This window comes from Shewanella sairae (assembly GCF_023283535.1).
GTDB lineage: Bacteria > Pseudomonadota > Gammaproteobacteria > Enterobacterales > Shewanellaceae > Shewanella > Shewanella sairae.
In genome coordinates this window covers 1-19,925 of sequence record NZ_JAKILT010000015.1, presented here as the reverse complement: position 1 = coordinate 19,925, position 19,925 = coordinate 1, and the positions used below count along the sequence as shown (strand labels likewise).

Here is a 19,925-nt window from a genome sequence, read left to right as displayed (position 1 = left end):
TGGCAAAGCCACGACCTTTATCAAGCAAAGCTTGATTGGGTTGCCATAGGGATACCTTGGATGGCAAGGTTAGCACTAAAACCAAGATGTATTACAGCACAGCGGTCTAGAGTCGCTTTAGTTTAATACCGTGTTATCTAAAGTCGCTGTTAAGAAGGATTTAAAATGGACTTATCAAGACACTCTCAACTCACACAGCTCTCCCAACTCACGCAGCTGCGCTACAGCTACTTTGCTGTGCCGGTGATTTATATTCTTGGCGTGCTTTGGTTGCCTGCGGCGACGCTATGGATAGGCTGGCTTGGTTGGGTTGGGGTTAACTGGTACCGCATCCAATCGCCGCTTTTAAAGCAAGGGTATTGGGTTCTCTTGCAATCGTTAGGCTTACATCTAGCGCTGAATTTGGCGGCTGTTGCCTCGGCTTGGGGAGCCAGCATATTTAATCGCGGTGGGCTGTTTTCCGGAGGTGGAGGTGATGATTTTATCAATCTGCTTATCTTGGGTTTTCTTGCAATCGCACTATTGATTACAGCCATGATATGGCCATTGATAAAGCTTGTGAAAGGCTATCAAACCTTGATGAATAGCTATAAGGATTGCACTGAGGACGGCAGCGTTGATAGCTGTGCAAAAAGTAGTGCGGGTGTTGAGGATAACAGTAGTGAAGCGGTTTAAGCTGTCGCAGATTTCAATATTAATGTGGTTTATGTTTATCATGTTCTCCACTGCTGTTGGAGTGGCAACTTATGCTGTGCATCAGTCTCATGCTGCTTTTAATTGGCCTACAGCTAAAGGGATGGTGGTGAATTGCTGGCTCATTGAGCGCTACCATGAAAGAAGCAGCGCTGAATCGCATTACGAAGTGGCTATTGAGTACTTTTATGCTGTTGACGGTAAAATTTACCACAAGAGCAATAAGACCGATATTACAGGTGCTATTCCGGGTTATTCTTGGGAGGAGGCCGAAGCCTTGGTGGCTGAGTTTCCTCGTGATAAAAAGATCTTAGTGCACTATAAACCTAGTAATCCCAACACTGCTGTTATCAAGCCAACAATGCACCTGTTTTTGATTGTGGCTTTGGTGGTGTTCTCTTTGATATTAATCCCTGTCCTTTATCTGATGTATCTGCAGATGACCTCAAGCCGTGACAGCTTTATTGTTCGCAATGTGTAGCTGATTTTATTAGAACTGTCACGCTGATGGGGGTGGTATGGATGATGAGGTCGCCTATAGAAAACTGTGCTCTCTTTCGTGTATTTATATGTGTCAAATGTAAGGGAGCTTTGCTTAACCCTCATCTGAGTAAATTTGATTTCTCAAAGCGTGATTTTCGGCGCATTTGAATACACCAATTTACGCTAACAAGAGCGTATACTGGCATCAATAATCTATGGTTCGCTTGTGGATAATGCTAGCGAATTAGCAGATTAACCTATTAATAATAAAGGAATACGTTGTTAAATATGGCGTTTGTAATTAAAAATACCAAATTGAATGTAGCTGAAATCGATATTTTCCATGATGAAGCTGGTTATCGTGCATTTCCAACGGCTGAGTCTGTGACTTTTGACCGTGAAAAATTAATCCCTATCGGACTGCTATCATTCAATATGTTTGATGCAAGCATTGACGATAAAGTACTCATCGCACTCCCTAATCTGCAAGGCATTCCCGATGGCGATTATGGCCCAATCACCTATTCGTATATTGATGAGCAACAAGGCTGGTGCTTAGATGACGAGTACGCCAATGATGATACGCTTGAAGAGCAAGACGAATACTTAGACAACTATCAGCAAGCGCAGGACGAATTTTCTGCCAATCAGTGTTTGATGCGTCGTGGCAAAAAGTTGCCATTAATCACTTTGGGCGGCCAACCTAGATTTGGCCAGAACTGGGCTTCATGTTTATATAATGAACTGGCAAAGAACCCAGAGCTGGACCATTACTATGAAGTGACCTGCAGCCTTAATCATCCTGAATTTGAACATATGAGTAGCCGCGATATCGTTTATGTGGATGAAGACAATAAAGAATATACCTTCATAGGCAGCTTTAAAGATGAAGCTTACTTGGTTAGAGATAGTGAATACTTGGGTTTTGCCGGTAAGTTTATGGTGTTTTACCAGCCAGAATTAAAGAAAGTCATGCTAGTTGCTGAGTACGATTAACTCGAGGCTATTTAGGCTATATAAAAGGGGAGTGCAGTTACTTCTCTGCTGTAAACCTTGTGAGCAGTAAGCTCACAAGGTTACGCGCTATCAGATGTTAGATGTGCGCGCAGCAATGCTTTAGCTTATAAGTCACCATAGGCTTCGAGCCACTCTTCGTCAGAGAGTTCTCTGGGCGACTTTTTGTTGCCAAAGCCTTTGATAATCCTGCCCCTTAATGGGTTACCAGTAAAAGCGTCATTACCCATGTAAGTGACCGAAGTCGGAATGAATACATTGGTTATGGCATTATCTGCAAACGCTTCTGAACCTATGTCAGTTACAGAGTCAGGAATGGTGATGCTTTGAAGTTTATTTCCCCTAAATGCGCCTAAACCGATTTCAGTCACGGAATCAGCAATAGTGATGCTGGTTAACGCATTAAATTGAAACACTCGCTCATTAATTTTAGTCAATGAGTTTGGCAGGAACAGGTGAGTTAATGCATTGTTGGCAAATGCTCTTTCTGCAATTTCAGTCACTGAATCAGGGATATCAACGCTGGTAAGTGCGTTTTCAGCAAAGGCTTTGTAACCAATACGAGTCACAGATCTGGGAATTACTACCTCGGTAAGGGCGTTACGCTGAAATGCACTATCGCCAATGTCGGTGACTGTATTAGGGATAACCACGCTGGCGATTGGGGCCTGTGGAACCTCTTCGAATTCTTCGCTTAAATCCTCAACCTCTGAAAACGCATAATCCCAGATCTTGGTGACAGCTACGCCGTCAAAATTATCAGGGATGATGATATGTTTATACTTGCCCTTGTAAACATCAATCCTGCCTTGTTTTTTATCAAATGAGACGTCATCTAATGTCAGGGTATGTGGCTGGCTCATGGCTAATTCTCTTTTTGTTGTCGTTGTATTAGCTGTTGCATTAGTTGCAGCTTTAAGTGCAAGGCTTGGGAGGAACTCGGCTTGATGCGCTGAGCTTTCTGTTATAGCAAGCCCAAACAGCGTGGCAAGGATAGCACCAGTTAACATGCGAGATAAGTTGGTGCTAAAGCGATTAATAATGCTGATATTAAGCAGCTTATATTAGTCTTCCATCCAATCTAGATTTGGCATGGCATCTAAATGCTGGTTGTAGCGTTTTTCGTTAAATGACGCGCCATTGAGCATTACATCGCTGACTTCAATAGCTAAGGCACACGCCATCCATTGAATCGCTTCTTCGCGCGGTGTACCTGTCATCACTAGGCGCATTAAGGTTTCTTTGACTTTTTTCGGCTCACCATCGGCGATTTGGTTTTCGACTGTTTCAATCAGGGTTTCTTCAGTCATGTAGCTGTCTTGCTGGTTATCCATTTTTACGACTCTGTAATGTAATTGCCGCTATTATGCCGCATGCTTATTGCAAGCAATAGATTTGTTGTTGAATTAATCACGCTTCAGGGCTTAAAACTCAAAATTGTTTATCACTTTGCTGTTTTTGCTTGGTGCTTTAACCAATCAACAAACAGCTTAGCTTTAGGGTTGAGCTCTTTATCGTGTGAAGCCACGTAATAGGTTTGCTCACAGGCAACCTGCTGACCGGCAAAAGGCGCAATCAGTTCACCACGCTTGATGCGTTTACTAACCAGTTGGCCTCGTCCCATGGCGATGCCGGCATGGTTCATGGCGGCGATAACAGCTAAGTCTGAACGGTCAAAACCAATAGAGCGACAGTCATCAATACTGAGGTTGTGCTTATCGGCCCAATACTTCCATTCATCACAGTCTGAATCGTATTCCCAAGCTTGATTGTCGTGCAACAAGGTGCAGTGACTCAGGTGCTCAGGCTTGCCGATAAGATCGTGCTCGGCGGCATACTCAGGGCTGCATACCGGCATGATGGTTTCATCCATTAAGTGCTGGCAAAACAGTTTGCTGCGCGGATGATTGTCGTAGTAAATCGCTAAGTCGATATGAAAGCTGTTGAAGTTAACGTTTTCATTACCGGTTAAAATATTGATTGAAATCGCCGGATACTGGCGGCTGAAATCGGCAATTTTAGGCACCAGCCAGCACTGGGCGATAGAGGGGCGAGAGTAGACAGTCAGCTTACCCGATACCTCTTGGTTTTTTATCTCAAGCACTTCCTGATTCAAGCTTTTTAAGCTGTCTTGCAATTTTGCAAATAGACGCCTGCCGTCTTCTGTTAGCTCAATTCTGCGATGAAAACGAGCAAACAGCTTAAAGCCTAACTCATTTTCTAGCGCGGTAATTCTATGGCTCACGGCCGAGGGGCTAACACATAGTTCTTCGGCGGCGAGTGAGAAGGATTGATGGCGAGCCACCACTTCAAAAGTATGCAGTTTTGCTAGCTGATAACTACTGAGTAAACGGTTTCTGCTGAACACATCTTGTTGGGAGTACATGACTAACTTCTCAAATTTTGATGCGAGCATTTTACCTCAAGGTGCTGTTGAGTGCCGATTACATCAACGCAGTTGAAGCTTAGGTCATGTAAAGCCTGCTTTTGTGACGCTTGAACCTGAGTTGCCACAATCTGGCTCAAGCGAACAGCAATTTATATCTTTTGTCAGCGTTTCTCCCTTTGGTTTTAATAGCGCCACTTTTCGACTTGTTTCAATTTTTCAACTAATAGAGAAATACAATGGAATCACAACTGTGGATTATCGGTACACTGCTTAGCAGTATCTTGTTGATCGTTATCAGCATCGTTAAGTTCAAGTTGCATCCTTTCCTTGCCCTGTTGTTAGCCAGCTTCTTTGTGGGCGGCATGATGGGCATGGCGCCACTTGAAATGATTAAGGCGATGGAGTCGGGCATTGGCGGTACGCTAGGCTTCTTGGCGATTGTTATTGGTTTAGGCACCATCTTAGGAAAGATGATGGAGATCTCAGGCGCAGCTGAGCGCATTGGTATCACCTTGCTCAAATCGCGCTATTTAAGCCCTGACGTCATCATGGTGTTAGTCGGCCTTATTTGCGGTATCACCTTGTTTGTGGAAGTGGGCGTGGTACTGCTTATTCCACTGGCCTTTTCGATTGCCCGTAAAACCAATACATCCTTGCTAAAACTTGCCATTCCGTTATGTACCGCATTGATGGCCGTGCACTGTATCGTGCCGCCGCACCCTGCTGCATTGTTTGTGACTAACGCGCTAGGCGCTGATGTTGGCTCGGTAATTATTTGGGGTCTGCTCATCGGTCTAGTGGCCTCACTCATTGGTGGTCCGCTGTTCCTTAAGCTGTTTGGCGACAAGCTGCCACATTTAAGCGTACCTGCTGAATTTAGCGAAGTGTCGACTCGCCAAGAGAGCGAACTACCATCACTTGCCACCACCTTGTTTACCATTCTTTTGCCAATCATTTTGATGTTGGTGAAAACCGTGGCGGAACTGTACATGGAGCCGGGCGGTGCGCTTTACACCACCCTTGAATTTATTGGTAACCCAATCACCGCGATGTTTATCGCAGCCTTTGTGGCGTACTACCTGCTAGGTTTGCGCAATAAGATGACCATGGGTACCTTGCTGACTAAAACCGAAGACTGTTTTGCCTCTATCGCCAATATCTTGCTGATTATTGGTGCTGGCGGCGCGTTTAACGGTGTATTAAGTGGCAGCGGCATGGGCGACAGCCTAGCGCAAATTTTGGCAAATCTTGATATGCACCCAGTGCTGCTGGCATGGTTAGTAGCGATTATCCTGCACGCCGCAGTGGGCTCGGCAACGGTGGCTATGATGGGCGCAACTGCAATTGTGTCGCCGCTGTTGGTACTGTATCCAGACTTGAATCCAGTGATCGTGACTTTGGCAATCGGCTCTGGCGCTATCGGCTGCACTATCGTAACCGACTCCTTGTTCTGGCTGGTTAAGCAATACACCGGCGCCACCATGAAACAAACATTTATGTATTACACCACAGCAACCTTTATTGCCTCGCTGGTGGCTCTGGCGGCGACTTTCGCCCTTTCATATGTTATTTAATCCTAAAAGGGGAACTGAAATGATGAACACTGAACAACTGCTAAACGACTTCCCTTTACTGGCTCAGCTTATCAAGCTTGAAGAAGTGAGCTGGTTTGAAACCAAGGCGACTCACTTAGCCGAAGCATTACCTTATGTGGGTTTAGATAGCACAGATGTGGCCGATGCCAGCGCACGCTTGCAGCGTTTTGCACCTTATTTGGCACTAGCCTTCCCTGAGACTGCAGCCTTTAACGGCATTATCGAGTCTGAAGTGGTTGCCATTCCGCAAATGCAGCAAGCGCTAGAAGCCAAGTACGGCCAAGCGATTGCTGGTAAGTTGATGCTGAAAAAAGACAGCCATCTACCAATCTCAGGTTCTATCAAGGCGCGCGGTGGTATTTATGAAGTACTTACTCATGCTGAGAAGCTGGCGATTGCTGCGGGTAAATTGAAAGAGTCTGACGACTATCAAATGCTGTTTACCGATGAGATGCGTAACTTCTTTAGTGGTTACAGTATCGCGGTAGGTTCAACCGGTAACTTAGGCATGTCTATCGGTATTATGAGCGCTAAACTTGGCTTTAAAGTGAGTGTGCATATGTCGGCTGATGCGCGTCAGTGGAAGAAAGATAAGCTGCGTAGCCATGGCGTGTCGGTACATGAATATGAGCAAGATTATGGTGTCGCGGTTGAGCAAGGCCGTAAGGCGGCAGAATCTGATGCTAACTGTTTCTTTATTGATGATGAAAACTCGCACACGCTATTTTTAGGTTACTCGGTGGCAGGCGAGCGCTTAAAAGCGCAGTTTGACGCGGCAGAGATTAAGGTCGATAACGAGCATCCGCTGTTTGTGTATCTACCTTGTGGTGTGGGCGGTGGCCCAGGTGGTGTGGCGTTCGGTCTAAAACTCGCTTTTGGTGATAACGTGCATTGCTTCTTTGCTGAGCCAACGCATTCTCCTTGTATGTTACTGGGCGTGCACACAGGTCTGCATGACGAAATTGCGGTACAAGACTTAGGCATTGATAACATCACTGCTGCTGATGGTTTAGCGGTAGGCCGCGCTTCAGGTTTTGTCGGCCGCGCCATGGAACGCATGCTTGATGGTTACTACACGCTAAGCGATCAGCATATGTATGACTTACTTGGTTTATTAGCTAAGAGTGAAGCCATCGAGCTTGAGCCATCAGCACTAGCGGGTATGCCGGGCGCACTTCGCGTCAGCGCAGATCTACAATATCAGTCACGTATGGGGCTAACACCTGAGATGATGAGCAATGCAACACACGTGGTGTGGGCGACCGGTGGCGGCATGGTGCCAGCTACAGAGATGGCTAAATACTTAGCGCAATCGGCGAGCTAATTGGGCTCACTCGTTCAAGACACAACAGCAGAGCTTGCTAGGCCGATACAGTTTCGGTCCCAGCTCTTTGTAATTGCAGTGTTTTAATTGCGTTGTTTTTACTAGCTTTACAGTTTGCTCAAGCGCAGTGCGTAAACAAAAAATCCACCCTAATGCGGTGGATTTTTTATTGCTAACGCTTTATTCACTTAGCAAAAGTCAGCCAATAAATGGCTACCACAGTCCTTTAGACTTCACCCGTCTGGCACGTTCAAGTTGCGTTTCTAAACTAGGTGTATCAGCGCTAGCGTCATTGGTAGAGTTATTCGCTGTAGCGCTAATAGAGACTTGAGCTAGCTGGCTAGATAAGCTTTTCATCTGTGCCATAAGCTTATCTTGGCCCTGCTTTAATTGCTCAAGTTGGGCGCTAAAGTCTGCTTGCTGACTTGCTTGGACTGGCGTAGCGCTTGCTGCTTGAGCTTGTGTAGCAAGATTTTCAGTAGCATTAGCGAGCGCGCTGCTTAGTTGCTCTTGCCCCTCAAGCATTCGCTGTTGTAACTGCGTAATTTGCTGCTCAACCTCGGTTAAATCAACCGCCGTTGTTTGCTTAGCCGGCAAGCTTGCATCTTCAAGCATAGCGGTTAGCTTTTGCCATTGGTTATCTGATAGGCCGTTTTCGCTAGCTGGCTGTAAAGACAAGCCAGCTGAACTAAGTTGGCTTGCCAATGTTTGGCAATTAACCCTATCTTGCAGCAAGGTTTGCGTAAGCATAGCGGGCAGCTGAGGGGCTAACTCATGCAGAAACAATCCAGACAAGTATAAGTCTCTATGAAACTGAATGCGGCGCTGCAGCACAACTTCAGACTCATCATTGCGCGCTTTTTCCTCTTGCTGCCAAAGTCTGAGGCACTTAATGGCGTAGCTGTGGGAGTCATAGAACTCAGGCTCTAAGCCCACATTGAATCGAATGCGCATAATTGTCCTTTAAACCGCTTCGGCTTGTGTATCGGCAGCGTGGTAGCAACAAATCTCACGCGATAGGGCTTCTTGAGGCTCTTTAATCATGACGATTTTGTCGCCTAATGATGGGTAAGCATCGCGAATTGCACTTTCAATCAGCATGGCACCACCACCGACTAAATAGATACGGTTTGGGTTGCGCATAAAGGTTTTTGCTTCGTATGCGACGGCCGCGCCAAGTTCTGTGATCTTGTTTTCAATGCGCTCAAGCACCCAATCGACCTTGCTAATATCGTTAATCACTTCCTCAACGAACTCGCGGTTATTGCGGCGTTTAATCAGCTCGTTAGCCACTAAATAGCTAGCGTCGCTGTCTGCTGCAGATAATGCCTTTCTTGCAGCATTCGTCACCATAGAGACGCCAATCTCAGCGTTGCCATAAACGGCCGATACATCGTCAAACTCACCAACAATCACGCCCATATCTAGGGTGGTACCACCGCAGTCGATAACTAGAGACTTAGTGAATTCGTTAACGCCTGAATCCATCAAGGTGGTCAGCACTGCTGGAAGGCTTTCTGGTAGCACTTCTACATCAACGATAGTAAATAGCTCACCTTTATTAAGGCTGATTTCACGCATTAAGTTGGCTTTTTTACGAGCGATGTTTTCTTCGTTTTTCTGGCAGTCGTCAGCTCGGTAGTATTCAGTAATTGGCAGTGTAACCAAAATACTTACCGGGCCTGGTTGTACACCAGTTTGCAGCAGCGCGTGGTGCACTGAAAGTAGGTTCAGATCGTCATACTGGAAAGCAACATGGGTGGTCGAAAGTGCTTTATCTGAGGTGGCATCGTAAGTGTATTTAGTCGATGCAATTTGGTAGTTAAATACTTTGCGGTCATTTAATAAAGCGGCGCTTTTCCAGTCTTTACGGAAAGAGTTGGGTGAAGTGACACTGCGCACTAAGCCGTTTTCAATCCAGCTGATTTTTACGTTGGTCGAGCCATCATCAATGGCGAATTTCGTCATGCTAGAATGCATTACCGTTCCTTTAAAATAAACCCAATTTTGCAAGCTAGAGCGACCTTAGCGTGCAGAAACTGAAATCTTTTTTGAATTTATTTTTTAGGGTGAGTGCTTGCTAACAAAAAACGCGTTTATTTGTGCAAAATAACACCAATAACCTGATTAATTGGCTTGCGCCTCGATAAGCTCCCAATCAGGCAGTTTCTGCCTTAGATCGGCTTCGATTTTGTCTCTATCGCCACGGATAACGATATAAGGCGTCTTGCTAAATACAGAGTGGGCTATTTGCTGTAATTGTGACGCTGTTAACTGGTTTAGGCGTATATGTTCTGCCTGCTTTTGCGCCAGTGGTATACCGCGGACTAACTGCTTAATGGTGTCGGCTTCAATGGCGCGATAATTTGCTTGGCGTAGCATTTCTTGGCTAGTGAGATAGGTTTGCAGCGCATTGATCTCGTTTAGTGATGCTTGTGACTCTGTGGCTAAGGTTAAATGGTCGAGAACACCATGAATAAATGCGCCTGTATGTTCCAGTTTAGTGCTGCCATAAAATTTAAGTGTGCGAGATAAAGGGTTATCAAAACAGCGACCGTAAATACCATAGGTTAAGCCGCGTACTTCGCGTAAGTCATAATATAAGCGTCCAGAAAAACTGCGTCCCAGCCAGCTGGCTAACAACTGACAATTTTGAATGCTGTTGCCATCTTGGTCTGCTGAATCTAACGGATAACCTATACGTACTTGAGTTTTTACGCTGCCGGGGGCATCGATGATAAACAGGGTTTTATTACTATTGCTGAGGGGCGTGGTTTGGGTTTTTGCAGGCTTGCTATCAAGACGCAATGTTGTGGTCTGTGAGTTAAAAGCTAATGATTCAAATTGCTGTGTCACGGTAGCGATAAATTGTGGGTCTTGACCGAGTTGAGCATTAGTTAATATTGCCCATTTTGACTGGGCAAAAATACGATCTCTAATCTGATTAAGTTTGGACAAATTTAATTCATCGGCAAGCTCGCTATTATTCAGCGCTTGATTATAAATATGCTGTTCACCTAAGATTTTTTCTGCCCACACATGATCAATTTCAGCGCCGCTGTAAGTGTTGATATGTTTAGCGAGCTTGAGTTGGCGGCGCACATTGGCTATATCGATTTGATCAAAGCTATCTGCTTGCCAAAATTGCATCAGCAGTTCACTGGCCTGCGCTGCGGAGCTAGGGCAATCTATGCTAATGGTAAGGCTGTGCATGCTGGCTCGAATGCGCAGACTCTCTGTGCAGGCAAGAGATGACTGCTGGGCTAGCCAATGCTTTTTTTCGGTAAACGCTTGCACTATGACATCTAGATTAGTCATTGGTGCAGTGCTGTAGGCGACTAACGAAAGATGGTTAAGACCGGACAGGGTATTGTGCAGTTGATAAAGGGTTAGCTCCGAGTTTAAGCTTTTGCTGAGCAGCGCATTAGTAGGGGTTATGACTAAAGGCGCTAGCGTCGGTGCACCTTGTAGTTGATCGAAGGCCGGCAGGCTAGGTTCTGTTAAGTCAGTAAATTCGATATGAGTTTGCTGACAGCCAATAGCGCTCAATAATAGGCTCGCGATTGCGATGTTAAAGCTCAGTTTGATAAGTGGTTTTATCAATGATTTATTCAATTGAGGCATTACATTACGCTCTCTTCAAGGCTATCGGTTATGCCCTTAGGCAAGACTTCTAAAATTGATTTAGTGGCGCGAATATACCAAGGTGGCAGTAGATCGAGGCGCACGGTTTTACCAACAAAATATTGTTGGCTTATTCGCTGTAAATCAGCAGCTGTTACCGCATTAATCCGCTGCCAAGGGCCTGTCAATGGCTGCATCTTATCGCGGGGCTGGCCGGCAGACAGGTATCTCGATAGCAAAGAGGGCGAGTCTAATCGTGCTAAGGCTTGGTTTAGCCATATTTGTTTAAGTTGGCAAAGCTGCTGCTCGGTGATTTGATTATTACCGACTTGAGCCACTAAGGACTCGGCGTTTTTAGTTAGGGTATCAAGTGACGTACGCGCCCGAGGCACGAGCAGTAAATTGGTGACGCCATGGTGAGTCATCGTCAGTGGAATGGAGTAACTGAGCAGTTGATCAGGATCGTTAAGGCTGGTTGCCTTGAGTAAGCTGCTTTTATTTTGAAATAGATAAGCTTCGAGCAAGGTTAGGGCTGCGGCATCGGCAGAACCTGTGCCAGCCGTGTGCCAAGCGAGCAATACCGCAGGCCAGGGGCCGCGTTCATCAACAATTTCACCGTGTACCGGTTTTGCCTCAACAACGAGATCGCTCAGCTTAGGCTGCTCAAATTCTGGTACTTGCCAGTCGCCAAACTGCTTATCAATCCAGGTATGGGTTTGCTGTGGAATGTCGCCAACTAAACTTAACTGCATAGCATCGGGCCGATAATAGCGTTGATGAAAGGCGGTTAAACTCTCAGGCGTGGCGGCTTTGACATCTGCAACGCTACCAATTACCGCATGACCATAGGGCGTACCCTCAACCTGAGCTAATAAAAACGCCATCGCTTTACGCACATAAGGTTGGTTATCTATGCTGGTGGCCATCTCTTCGAGCACCGCACCTTGTTGGTTAGCCACCGTGGTTTGGTTAAGCATTGGGTAACGAAAGCGATCGGCTTCAAGCCACAGGCTCAGTTCGAGTGCTTGTGAGGGGATGGTCAAATAATAGTTAGTGAAATCAAAAAAGGTGCTGGCATTAAACTGGCCGCTAAAAGCGCTCATGGTTTGGGTGTAACTGTCGCCCGGTGCATGTTTACTGCCTTTAAACAGCATGTGCTCGAACAGGTGCGCGTAACCGGTTTGGCCCTTTATTTCATTGCGAGAGCCCACATCAAACTGACTCGCGATAGATACCGCTTGGGTGTTTTCAAGCGCTAAAGTGCGTACTTGCAGGCCGTTATCGAGTTGACGATATTGAATTTGCTGCTCCGCATCATAGAGCGGCTGGGCAAGGGCGTCGAGGTCGCAGCTTTGCGGGGCTAGTCTGTCTTGGGCGCTGACTGGAAAAGTGAGCGCAGACAAAGTGCTAAATATTGCCAGCACTTTACATACCGCAGTGCCGATATTAAGAGGAAAGGTGGTAATCTTGCTAACTATTGAACGCATTAATTCCTTTTAACCCTGTTTAAACAGCCGATTAATCTCTTCAGCAATAGCTTAATTTATATCAGGTAAAGTTAGCGTATTCCATTCTAAATGGCACCAGGCTGTGTCGCGTTAGACTAAGTTTTATTATTCAGGTTGTAATAATTTTCAGCCCATTTGGGTAATAAAGGTTTGCTCGTCATCCACAAACGCTACAAAGCCGCCGTGATAGATAAATACCCGACCACGCCCTTCAACTACACAGGCAAGCTGTGGGTACAAGTCTTCTTCGTTATTCTGACTTTGATAAACGCCAGTATCTGTGATGACGCCGTCGAGTGCAGGCAAATATCCATAAGTACGTTTGGCTTGAGCAATCAGGCTCAATTCACTAGTGCTAGAGAAGCAGGAGGGGATCGCACCTGCATCCTCGATAAACATCGTTTTCAATTCTTCAAAAGCTGTAATCACCAGCCAGTCGATGCCGTTAACATGATGGATATGCATAGCGTTTCTCGATAATTTTAATGCGAAGATTGTATCACTAACACGAGCTGAGCCTAGTAGTTTCGTTGCTATCAATCGCCTGCAGCGGGGGAGGAACTAGCCTTGGAATGAAGGCTTATTACATTTTTTGTGATTGGTGTTACCAAGTAGAGTGTATTAACTTGTAGCTTCATGGCTATCAATCGCCTGCAGCGGGCGTATGTGCAGACACTGCTGAAGCTCGCCGCTAGTACATCCGTGTAGGCTCAACGAAAACAAACAACATCCCTATTTAAACGCCAGTTCGGCATCCATGCCTCTCGTTCGATAGCTTGATAACTTCGTTATCTCTCACCTTGTTTTCGACGGCTTCAGCCGTATCTGCACTAGGTTAGCTAAACATAACCCTGATGATTCGGAGTAATGGCTATAAGGCTAGTTCACTATCCGTATCTGTCGCTAATTCGCTCCGCCCCCTTTATGGGTTACAATTTGATTTGCTACGCATTGCAACCCACAGTTTTAATCCACTTAATGCGGCACTCTGTGAATTTATAGAATATGAGGCATATCATGACAAAACGGAAAACAAAGCAGAGCCAAAAGTCTCATAAAACTATGGTCGTAGTAGGGAGTGCTGATGATTACGATTATAAAGATAATCGAGCGATGAAGCCTGTATTGCTTAATAGTGAAGATCATCCTGAGCATCAAATGAATTATGCCTTTCAGCACGCTGATAGCGTAAAGCTTACTAAAAATAAAAGCTTGAGTTATTTCGTTCCGAATAACATTGCTTTGTTGTTATCAACTAGTCGTAGTGCACTTGAAGACGCAGAGAAGCTCTATCATCAAACTTTACTTAAACAAGATGGCTCGGAAGGTAAATTTAAGCTAACTGAACTTTGGAATAACTGCTTTTTGGTGTCTAACTATATTGAAAAAATTCAGACATCAATTGTTTTCGCTTATACAGCATTAGAAGCGTTTGCAAATATTAGTGTTCCCGATGGCTATATCTATGCTACTGAAAAAAATAACAAAGGTATTAAAGAACAATTTGATAGGGAAGCCTTAGAGCGTTGGCTTAGTTTAAAAGATAAGCTTGATCTAGTGTTGCCACAAATATACAACAGTGATAAGGCGAGCAAGCAAGACTTTTGGGGACACTTTTTATTATTGGAAGACTTCAGAAATAAAATAATCCATCAAAAATCTATAGAAAGCACTAGCTTTTATTATGAATATTTCAAACCCAGTATATTCAAAGTATTGAGAGTGGCTGAGACGATAGTTTGTTATTTTCATGATGCTAACACTGTTAATAGCCCTGAGTTAGCTAAAGCTAATTCGATGTGGCCTTGGCTAAAAGGCGCTATGACAGCTCCTGTCTTGAGAGATCCTGAGCCAGTATTAAATTGGTATGTTGATATGAACCAGCCATCAATAAACGAGCGATTAACCGACGAACAACGAGATAAATTAAAGGAAATTACGGAGAAATAATTCACATAACAAATATTGATAGGCCGATAGGCCGCGAGATAAAGGGTCGGATAAAGGGGGCGGAGCGAATTAGATAAATTGAGATACTTTGTCTTATCTAAGTCACTCGCGATAGACCTGATACTCGAACGTGTTTCTGTCGAAAAATAAGTTTGTTGTTTAGCTAATTAACTCATGAGCTGAATAATCAGATGTCGCTGCGGCTGTGGGCTTCGGTTTCAGGGATGAAACCGCAGAGCGGCCAAGGACGGCTTTATAGCGTCCCACTGAAGCAGTGACATCTGAACATACTCATCACTCTAGTTCCCTTTTTCTAGCCCCTTTCCGCCAATGAATTTCTGTTCAAAAGTAAGTGAGGGGCTTCTTTTCTTTTCTAAAGCCAAGCAGCATGGATTAACCTAAACCTACTTATACAACGAAACATCGCTTTTATTAGGGCGGGTTTTAAAGCGCCTGTGCAACCACATATACTGTGACTTATTGCGGCTAATAATCTCTTCGATGATCTTATTACCGCGCTTAGCATCTTCAACCTCGTTTTCACCGGGGAAGTTATCTAGCGCTGGTTGAATTTCAATATTGTAGCCGGTGTCATCACTATTACGCTCAACAAAGAAAGGTAACACTTTGGCTTTGCCTAGTTTGGCAAGAGTCGTTGCACCGGTAATAGTGGCGGCATCGGGGACATTAAAGAACGGAATGAAAATCGCGCTTGAGCGACCAAAATCTTGGTCCGCGGTGTACCAGATAACATTGGGGGCACGCAGGCTGCGAACCATTTGGCGTAGGTCGCGTTTGGGGACTAAGGCCTTGTTTGAACGTAGGCGTCCTTTAACCTGTAGGTATTCCATTAAGGGGTTGTTGTGGGGGCGGTAAACACCGACTCCGGGTTGAAACTGACCAAAAATGCGCGCGCCCATCTCAAGGGGCAGGCAATGTACCGCAAACAGAATCACACCTTGGCCATCGTCTAACGTTTGCTGAACATGCTCTTGACCTTTAATGGTCATGTGCTGCTGGATTTTTTCATCTGACCACCACCAGGCGTTGGCGGTATCGAAGATGGCTTTACCGGTTTCTTCAAAGTTTCGTTTAAGTAGCTGCTCCACTTCGCTGTTGGGCATATCGGGGAAACACAGCTCTAAATTACGTCTAGCGGTTTTGGCTCGACTGCCTATTAACTTCATTCCCAAGCGCCCGAGAGCAGTGCCCATTTTCATTTGCACGCGCAGCGGCAGGAGCTGAGTGAGCCGCATAAAGCCGACACCTAACCAGAGGAGCCAGTACTTGGGGTGATATAGGTGAGATGAAAATTGAGCTTTTTCTACCACGTAATTCTCGAATCCATTGAAAAATTACTCATTATTCTAACTCAAATTCGATTAAAATTAGGTACAATCACTATTAAATTTTGTGAAAGATAAGACGTTATGAAGATTTCTCTGCCAGCATTTGAAAAAGCCAAGGTTCTCGTTGTAGGTGACGTGATGTTAGATCGCTACTGGGCGGGTCCTACTGCGCGGATCTCTCCTGAAGCGCCTGTTCCAGTTGTTAAAGTTGAGCAATTGGAAGATAGACCCGGTGGCGCTGCCAACGTGGCAATTAATATTGCGACCTTGGGTGGTGCGGCGAGTCTTGCTGGCATTGTGGGCACAGACGAAACCGCTGACGCGTTAACGTTAGGAGTGCAAACCCTTGGGGTTGAGCCTAACTGGCATAAAGTGGCAGGTAAACCAACCATCACTAAGCTTAGAGTGATGTCGCGCAATCAGCAGTTACTGAGACTGGATTTTGAAGAAAGCTACAGCCAAGCAGAAAGTGATGAGCTGCTAGTTAAGACATTGCCTGAGTTGGATAATGTCGATGTGGCAGTATTGTCTGATTACGCCAAAGGCGCGCTTATCTCACCGCAAGGCTTTATTGAAGCTGCTAACGCTAAAGGCGTGAAGGTGCTGGTCGATCCTAAAGGCAGCGACTTTTCAAAATACCGCGGCGCATACTTATTAACGCCAAATATGAGCGAATTTGAAGTGGTTGTCGGTAAGGTTGAATCGGAAGCCGACTTAGTGGCTAAAGCCCAAGGTCTGCTTGAAGCCTATGATTTCAAAGCTATGTTGGTGACGCGCTCAGAAAAAGGCATGACCTTAATTACCCGTGACCAACCAGAGTTACATATTCCAACCGTAGCCCGTGAAGTGTATGACGTCACTGGTGCCGGTGATACGGTGATTTCAGCGTTAGCAACCGCCATCGCGGCAGGTAGCGATTTAGCGCAAGCTTGTGCGATTGCTAATACGGCTGCGGGTATTGTGGTGGGCAAACTTGGTACTTCAACAGTTACGCGTCTTGAATTGATTGAAGCGTTATCGCTTAACCATGGTGAGTCAGGTTTTGGCGCAGTTACTGAAGATCAACTTGCTTATGCACTAGAACAAGCCAAACTGCGCGGCGAACGTGTGGTGATGACTAACGGCTGTTTTGATATCTTGCATGCAGGGCATGTGAGTTATTTACAGCAAGCGCGCGCCTTGGGTGATCGCTTAATAGTAGCGGTAAATACAGATGCCTCGGTAAAACGCCTAAAAGGCGAAGGTCGCCCAGTCAACTCTGAAGATCGTCGTATGACGGTACTGGCAGCACTTGCTTCTGTGGATTGGGTGGTACCATTTAGCGAAGATACACCACAGCGTATTATCGGGCGCTTGTTACCAGACTTATTGGTAAAAGGCGGCGATTACAAAGTGGAAGATATTGCCGGCGGTGAAGAGGTGATTGCAGCGGGTGGTCAGGTTAAAGTCTTGTGCTTTGAAGATGGCATTTCAACCACGGCGATTATTCAAAACATCATGGCTAACCAATAGCGATTAGTCATCAGTGATAAACTCGTTTGCTGTTACTGCGGTTTCAGCTATTGCCAATATTGTGGCGATTAGCAGCGCTGCTGTAGCTACAGCAACGGGTTTTTTCTGGGCCGATATCGGTCCTAAAAAGGCGCTTGTCTGTGAGCTTAGCGAGCTTGACGCTTGTCTTATTCAGCTTCCAAGTCTTGCGCGTGCACAGCTACCTCGTTCCCCCCATCGCTTTAAGTCTTTATTAGGTCAACGTGGCGCTATGGTGCTGCCACTCAAAGATGTCAATATTGCAGGGTTAGTGATCACTGACTTTGTTAATCTGCCAGCGCGACAAACCATTAACTGGGGCGTGGGTCATTTCTCTTTAATCCTCAATCAGCAAGCGCAAGTGACTTATTGGCATGAGCTTGGGCACTTGTTTGCAGTAGAGGCGTTGGCTAAACAAAATAAACGGCTGACTAGCCCGTACCAACATGAATGGATGGCAGATGTGTATTTGGTTTGGCGCATTGCTCATGAAACCAATAGCCTAGCCTTGGCCTGGCAGCAATACCATAGACGTAACTTAGCGGTGATGGCTGACAGCGAATTTATGTCGCATTGGTCGGTGCCTGTATTGGCACAAATGCTAGAACGCTATACGGCAGCTGAGCTACAACAATTTAGTAGTTTTAATGATTTTTGGCAGGACTTTTCCGCCTCCCTAGTGCTGCATGATAACGACAGTTTAAATGAGTTTTCTAGCTTAATGCAGCGCACTTTTGGTGCAGGAACTGTGCAGCCTCTGCCCGGCTATATGTATTGGCGCAAACCTAAGTTGGGGCAATATTTAAAGCCGACACTGGAGCATATTATGGGCGCTGCTGAAGCGCAGCGTTGGCTGACAAGCCAGCAGATGGCTACTGATAGTCAGTTAAATTATTAGCTCTATAGTGATGCCATTTAACTTGTAACGACTTTGACTGTTACAGTTACTTTGATAGTGGATAGTGGATAGTGGATAGTGGAAGATTTTCTGAACGAAAGCTGAATAGAATGCATTGATTTAGGCATTGATAAAGTAGTTTTGCTACAGTCATTTTATGTTGGTTGCAGTGAAATTGTATTATGGCAAAACGTTCTAAAATTCAAACCGAGAAGACGGTGCAGCAAATCCTTGATGAAGCGATGAAGCAGATCCTGGATATCGGCTATGATGCGATGTCCTATTCGACCTTAGCTGACGCTACTGGTATCAGCCGCACAGGCATAAGCCATCACTTCCCTCGTAAAGTTGATTTTTTGAAACAGCTAGACAACCGCATTGCTGAACTGTTTATCGAACGTTTAGATTTTTCCTGTATCCAGTCTTTGCAGCGCTCTTGGAAAAGTTCGTTAGACTTGCCTTATTTCAGAGCCATCATTCAATTGTACTTTTCAATTTGTGGCTCAAAACAGGTCAACATCAGTCGTTATCGAGCGATTACTTTAGCAGGTGAGAAAGCATTAGCTGAACTCGGTGAACAAGGGCGTCTGCTGGTTAATGCATTGGTTGGACAAAGCGCGATAGTGTTATTTGGCCAACATGATGACGCTATGACTTAGTCGCTGACACTATGATTTAGTCCCATGATTACATTCGCATTGGTCACAAACCATTGGTTATTGATGATATAACGATGCCTAATTCATTTATTTAACTTTTATAACATTGTGGAAACTCTTTCCCCATCGCTGTAAACTGCCTCTTTTTTAATTCGCTATACAGATATAAGTGATCAGATATAGGAGCAAAGATACTCAGGTACTTTGTTTATCTGTTTGCTGGTGTATAGCAGACAAGGAGCACAGCAAGATATGGAAGTCACCCCCAAGACGCCACCGACAACTGAGCCGGTGAAACGCTTTCCGAAGTTAGATAATCAAGAGTTAGTTAAAACCAGTTTTTGGGTCAGCCAGATCTTTATGATAGTGGCTACGGTAGCCGGGGTTTACTTGGCTGCTCAAGAGGGTTTGAGCCAGGCGATTAAGTTTGATGACCTGAACAATAAGCAGAATAACTACTACTTGCGCCATGCACTTTATGACGAAGTAAAAGATAACGTTGAAACGATAAATGCATACGCTGAGCTGGTTTCAAACAGCACGGTAAGTGCTTATGATTTGAAAAATGTTCACCCGACGATCTCGACCTTTGTTTGGGACAACATGCGTTATTCTAGAAACACCCTCGAAACACCGACAGAAATTCTTACTGAAACCCGTCGATTTTATATGTTGTCTGATGATCTTGTTGCCAAACTTGAGGCAAGGTTTTACGGTCGTAAGTTTGGTGCAAAAAAGCTAACAGAGTTAACCGCGGAAGTGAGTGAAACAACATTACCAAAATTGCGGGCAAATTTTGAAGCCTTGGAAAAGCACCTTGTAGTGGTCAAGTAAAACTGGACACGGACTTGTACGTATTCCAAAATCTTCGTTCAGATTCATTTGGGGTCAAGCCGCCATTATAACTAT

19 protein-coding genes are annotated in these 19,925 nt (G+C 45.2%); 10 read left to right on the top strand and 9 right to left on the bottom strand.

The features are described 5' to 3' along the window. The first annotated feature begins 165 nt into the window (after positions 1-165). From L2748_RS08420 to L2748_RS08410, 3 genes are all read left to right on the top strand, one after another. Entirely contained in the window at positions 166-675 is a 510-nt protein-coding gene (locus tag L2748_RS08420) for a hypothetical protein (protein ID WP_220782561.1), read from the top strand. Further along, positions 662-1,174: a DUF3592 domain-containing protein gene (locus L2748_RS08415; protein WP_246616229.1), complete on the top strand. Its 513-nt coding sequence runs from the start codon at positions 662-664 to the stop codon at positions 1,172-1,174. The genes L2748_RS08420 and L2748_RS08415 overlap by 14 nt, the downstream gene beginning before the upstream one ends. Before the next feature lie 290 nt (positions 1,175-1,464). Beyond that, positions 1,465-2,172, top strand: coding sequence for a hypothetical protein (locus L2748_RS08410; RefSeq protein ID WP_220782562.1), 708 nt, complete (start codon positions 1,465-1,467; stop codon positions 2,170-2,172). Between the two features lie 125 nt (positions 2,173-2,297). Here the strand turns inward: L2748_RS08410 and L2748_RS08405 are convergent, their stop codons facing one another. From L2748_RS08405 to dsdC, 3 genes are all read right to left on the bottom strand, one after another. Beyond that, on the bottom strand, positions 2,298-3,053 hold the full coding sequence (locus tag L2748_RS08405; RefSeq protein WP_246616230.1) for a leucine-rich repeat domain-containing protein: 756 nt from the start codon (positions 3,051-3,053) through the stop codon (positions 2,298-2,300). A 201-nt stretch (positions 3,054-3,254) separates the two neighbouring features. Further along, positions 3,255-3,524, bottom strand: a complete 270-nt coding sequence (locus L2748_RS08400) for a hypothetical protein (protein WP_012156666.1) — start codon at positions 3,522-3,524, stop codon at positions 3,255-3,257. A gap of 110 nt (positions 3,525-3,634) precedes the next feature. Continuing rightward, on the bottom strand, positions 3,635-4,606 hold the full coding sequence (gene dsdC, locus L2748_RS08395; RefSeq protein ID WP_246616231.1) for a DNA-binding transcriptional regulator DsdC: 972 nt from the start codon (positions 4,604-4,606) through the stop codon (positions 3,635-3,637). A gap of 209 nt (positions 4,607-4,815) precedes the next feature. On the opposite strand from dsdC, the gene dsdX reads away from it, so the two are divergent. Beyond that, positions 4,816-6,153, top strand: a complete 1,338-nt coding sequence (gene dsdX, locus L2748_RS08390) for a D-serine transporter DsdX (protein WP_220782564.1) — start codon at positions 4,816-4,818, stop codon at positions 6,151-6,153. Positions 6,154-6,172: 19 nt separating this feature from the next. Next, positions 6,173-7,498 (top strand): D-serine ammonia-lyase, encoded by a 1,326-nt coding sequence (locus L2748_RS08385; RefSeq protein ID WP_246616232.1) that lies wholly within the window; start codon positions 6,173-6,175, stop codon positions 7,496-7,498. Between the two features lie 213 nt (positions 7,499-7,711). Here L2748_RS08385 and L2748_RS08380 read toward each other — a convergent pair whose 3' ends face one another. The 5 genes from L2748_RS08380 to L2748_RS08360 all read right to left on the bottom strand — a co-directional run bounded on the left by L2748_RS08380 (position 7,712) and on the right by L2748_RS08360 (position 13,095). Continuing rightward, on the bottom strand, positions 7,712-8,452 hold the full coding sequence (locus tag L2748_RS08380) for a hypothetical protein (protein WP_220782565.1): 741 nt from the start codon (positions 8,450-8,452) through the stop codon (positions 7,712-7,714). A gap of 9 nt (positions 8,453-8,461) precedes the next feature. Continuing rightward, entirely contained in the window at positions 8,462-9,478 is a 1,017-nt protein-coding gene (parM, locus tag L2748_RS08375) for a plasmid segregation protein ParM domain-containing protein (RefSeq protein WP_220782566.1), read from the bottom strand. 147 nt (positions 9,479-9,625) lie between these two features. Beyond that, positions 9,626-11,122: an insulinase family protein gene (locus L2748_RS08370; RefSeq protein ID WP_220782567.1), complete on the bottom strand. Its 1,497-nt coding sequence runs from the start codon at positions 11,120-11,122 to the stop codon at positions 9,626-9,628. Beyond that, positions 11,122-12,609 carry a M16 family metallopeptidase gene (locus tag L2748_RS08365; RefSeq protein WP_220782568.1) on the bottom strand — a complete coding sequence of 496 codons (1,488 nt, stop codon included), beginning with the start codon at positions 12,607-12,609 and terminating at the stop codon, positions 11,122-11,124. Before L2748_RS08365 ends, L2748_RS08370 begins: the two co-directional genes overlap by 1 nt. 147 nt (positions 12,610-12,756) lie before the next feature. Continuing rightward, complete coding sequence (locus tag L2748_RS08360) at positions 12,757-13,095, bottom strand: cytosolic protein (RefSeq protein WP_220782569.1); 339 nt, start codon at positions 13,093-13,095, stop codon at positions 12,757-12,759. 552 nt (positions 13,096-13,647) lie between these two features. Between L2748_RS08360 and L2748_RS08355 the strand changes: the two genes are divergently transcribed. Continuing rightward, positions 13,648-14,580, top strand: a complete 933-nt coding sequence (locus L2748_RS08355) for a hypothetical protein (RefSeq protein ID WP_220782570.1) — start codon at positions 13,648-13,650, stop codon at positions 14,578-14,580. Between the two features lie 404 nt (positions 14,581-14,984). Here L2748_RS08355 and L2748_RS08350 read toward each other — a convergent pair whose 3' ends face one another. Then, positions 14,985-15,911 carry an LpxL/LpxP family Kdo(2)-lipid IV(A) lauroyl/palmitoleoyl acyltransferase gene (locus tag L2748_RS08350; protein ID WP_220782571.1) on the bottom strand — a complete coding sequence of 309 codons (927 nt, stop codon included), beginning with the start codon at positions 15,909-15,911 and terminating at the stop codon, positions 14,985-14,987. 99 nt (positions 15,912-16,010) lie between these two features. Here L2748_RS08350 and hldE point away from each other — a divergent pair, with 99 nt between their 5' ends. The 4 genes from hldE to L2748_RS08330 all read left to right on the top strand — a co-directional run bounded on the left by hldE (position 16,011) and on the right by L2748_RS08330 (position 19,850). Then, positions 16,011-17,441, top strand: coding sequence for a bifunctional D-glycero-beta-D-manno-heptose-7-phosphate kinase/D-glycero-beta-D-manno-heptose 1-phosphate adenylyltransferase HldE (gene hldE, locus L2748_RS08345; protein WP_220782572.1), 1,431 nt, complete (start codon positions 16,011-16,013; stop codon positions 17,439-17,441). 13 nt (positions 17,442-17,454) lie between these two features. Continuing rightward, positions 17,455-18,357, top strand: a complete 903-nt coding sequence (locus tag L2748_RS08340) for a hypothetical protein (protein ID WP_220782573.1) — start codon at positions 17,455-17,457, stop codon at positions 18,355-18,357. A gap of 182 nt (positions 18,358-18,539) precedes the next feature. Then, on the top strand, positions 18,540-19,016 hold the full coding sequence (locus L2748_RS08335) for a TetR family transcriptional regulator (protein ID WP_220782574.1): 477 nt from the start codon (positions 18,540-18,542) through the stop codon (positions 19,014-19,016). Positions 19,017-19,268: 252 nt separating this feature from the next. Continuing rightward, positions 19,269-19,850, top strand: a complete 582-nt coding sequence (locus tag L2748_RS08330) for a hypothetical protein (RefSeq protein ID WP_220782575.1) — start codon at positions 19,269-19,271, stop codon at positions 19,848-19,850. The last annotated feature ends 75 nt before the right edge of the window (positions 19,851-19,925 follow it).

Coding starts and splice junctions, on each gene's coding strand:
- L2748_RS08330 (WP_220782575.1), top strand. CDS start 19,269: ATGGAAGTCACCCCCAAGACGCCACCGACAACTGAGCCGGTGAAACGC.
- L2748_RS08355 (WP_220782570.1), top strand. CDS start 13,648: ATGACAAAACGGAAAACAAAGCAGAGCCAAAAGTCTCATAAAACTATG.
- hldE (WP_220782572.1), top strand. CDS start 16,011: ATGAAGATTTCTCTGCCAGCATTTGAAAAAGCCAAGGTTCTCGTTGTA.
- L2748_RS08360 (WP_220782569.1), bottom strand. CDS start 13,095: ATGCATATCCATCATGTTAACGGCATCGACTGGCTGGTGATTACAGCT.
- L2748_RS08410 (WP_220782562.1), top strand. CDS start 1,465: ATGGCGTTTGTAATTAAAAATACCAAATTGAATGTAGCTGAAATCGAT.
- L2748_RS08335 (WP_220782574.1), top strand. CDS start 18,540: ATGGCAAAACGTTCTAAAATTCAAACCGAGAAGACGGTGCAGCAAATC.
- parM (WP_220782566.1), bottom strand. CDS start 9,478: ATGCATTCTAGCATGACGAAATTCGCCATTGATGATGGCTCGACCAAC.
- L2748_RS08365 (WP_220782568.1), bottom strand. CDS start 12,609: ATGCGTTCAATAGTTAGCAAGATTACCACCTTTCCTCTTAATATCGGC.
- L2748_RS08420 (WP_220782561.1), top strand. CDS start 166: ATGGACTTATCAAGACACTCTCAACTCACACAGCTCTCCCAACTCACG.
- L2748_RS08400 (WP_012156666.1), bottom strand. CDS start 3,524: ATGGATAACCAGCAAGACAGCTACATGACTGAAGAAACCCTGATTGAA.
- L2748_RS08370 (WP_220782567.1), bottom strand. CDS start 11,122: ATGCCTCAATTGAATAAATCATTGATAAAACCACTTATCAAACTGAGC.
- L2748_RS08385 (WP_246616232.1), top strand. CDS start 6,173: ATGATGAACACTGAACAACTGCTAAACGACTTCCCTTTACTGGCTCAG.
- dsdX (WP_220782564.1), top strand. CDS start 4,816: ATGGAATCACAACTGTGGATTATCGGTACACTGCTTAGCAGTATCTTG.
- L2748_RS08405 (WP_246616230.1), bottom strand. CDS start 3,053: ATGAGCCAGCCACATACCCTGACATTAGATGACGTCTCATTTGATAAA.
- L2748_RS08380 (WP_220782565.1), bottom strand. CDS start 8,452: ATGCGCATTCGATTCAATGTGGGCTTAGAGCCTGAGTTCTATGACTCC.
- dsdC (WP_246616231.1), bottom strand. CDS start 4,606: ATGCTCGCATCAAAATTTGAGAAGTTAGTCATGTACTCCCAACAAGAT.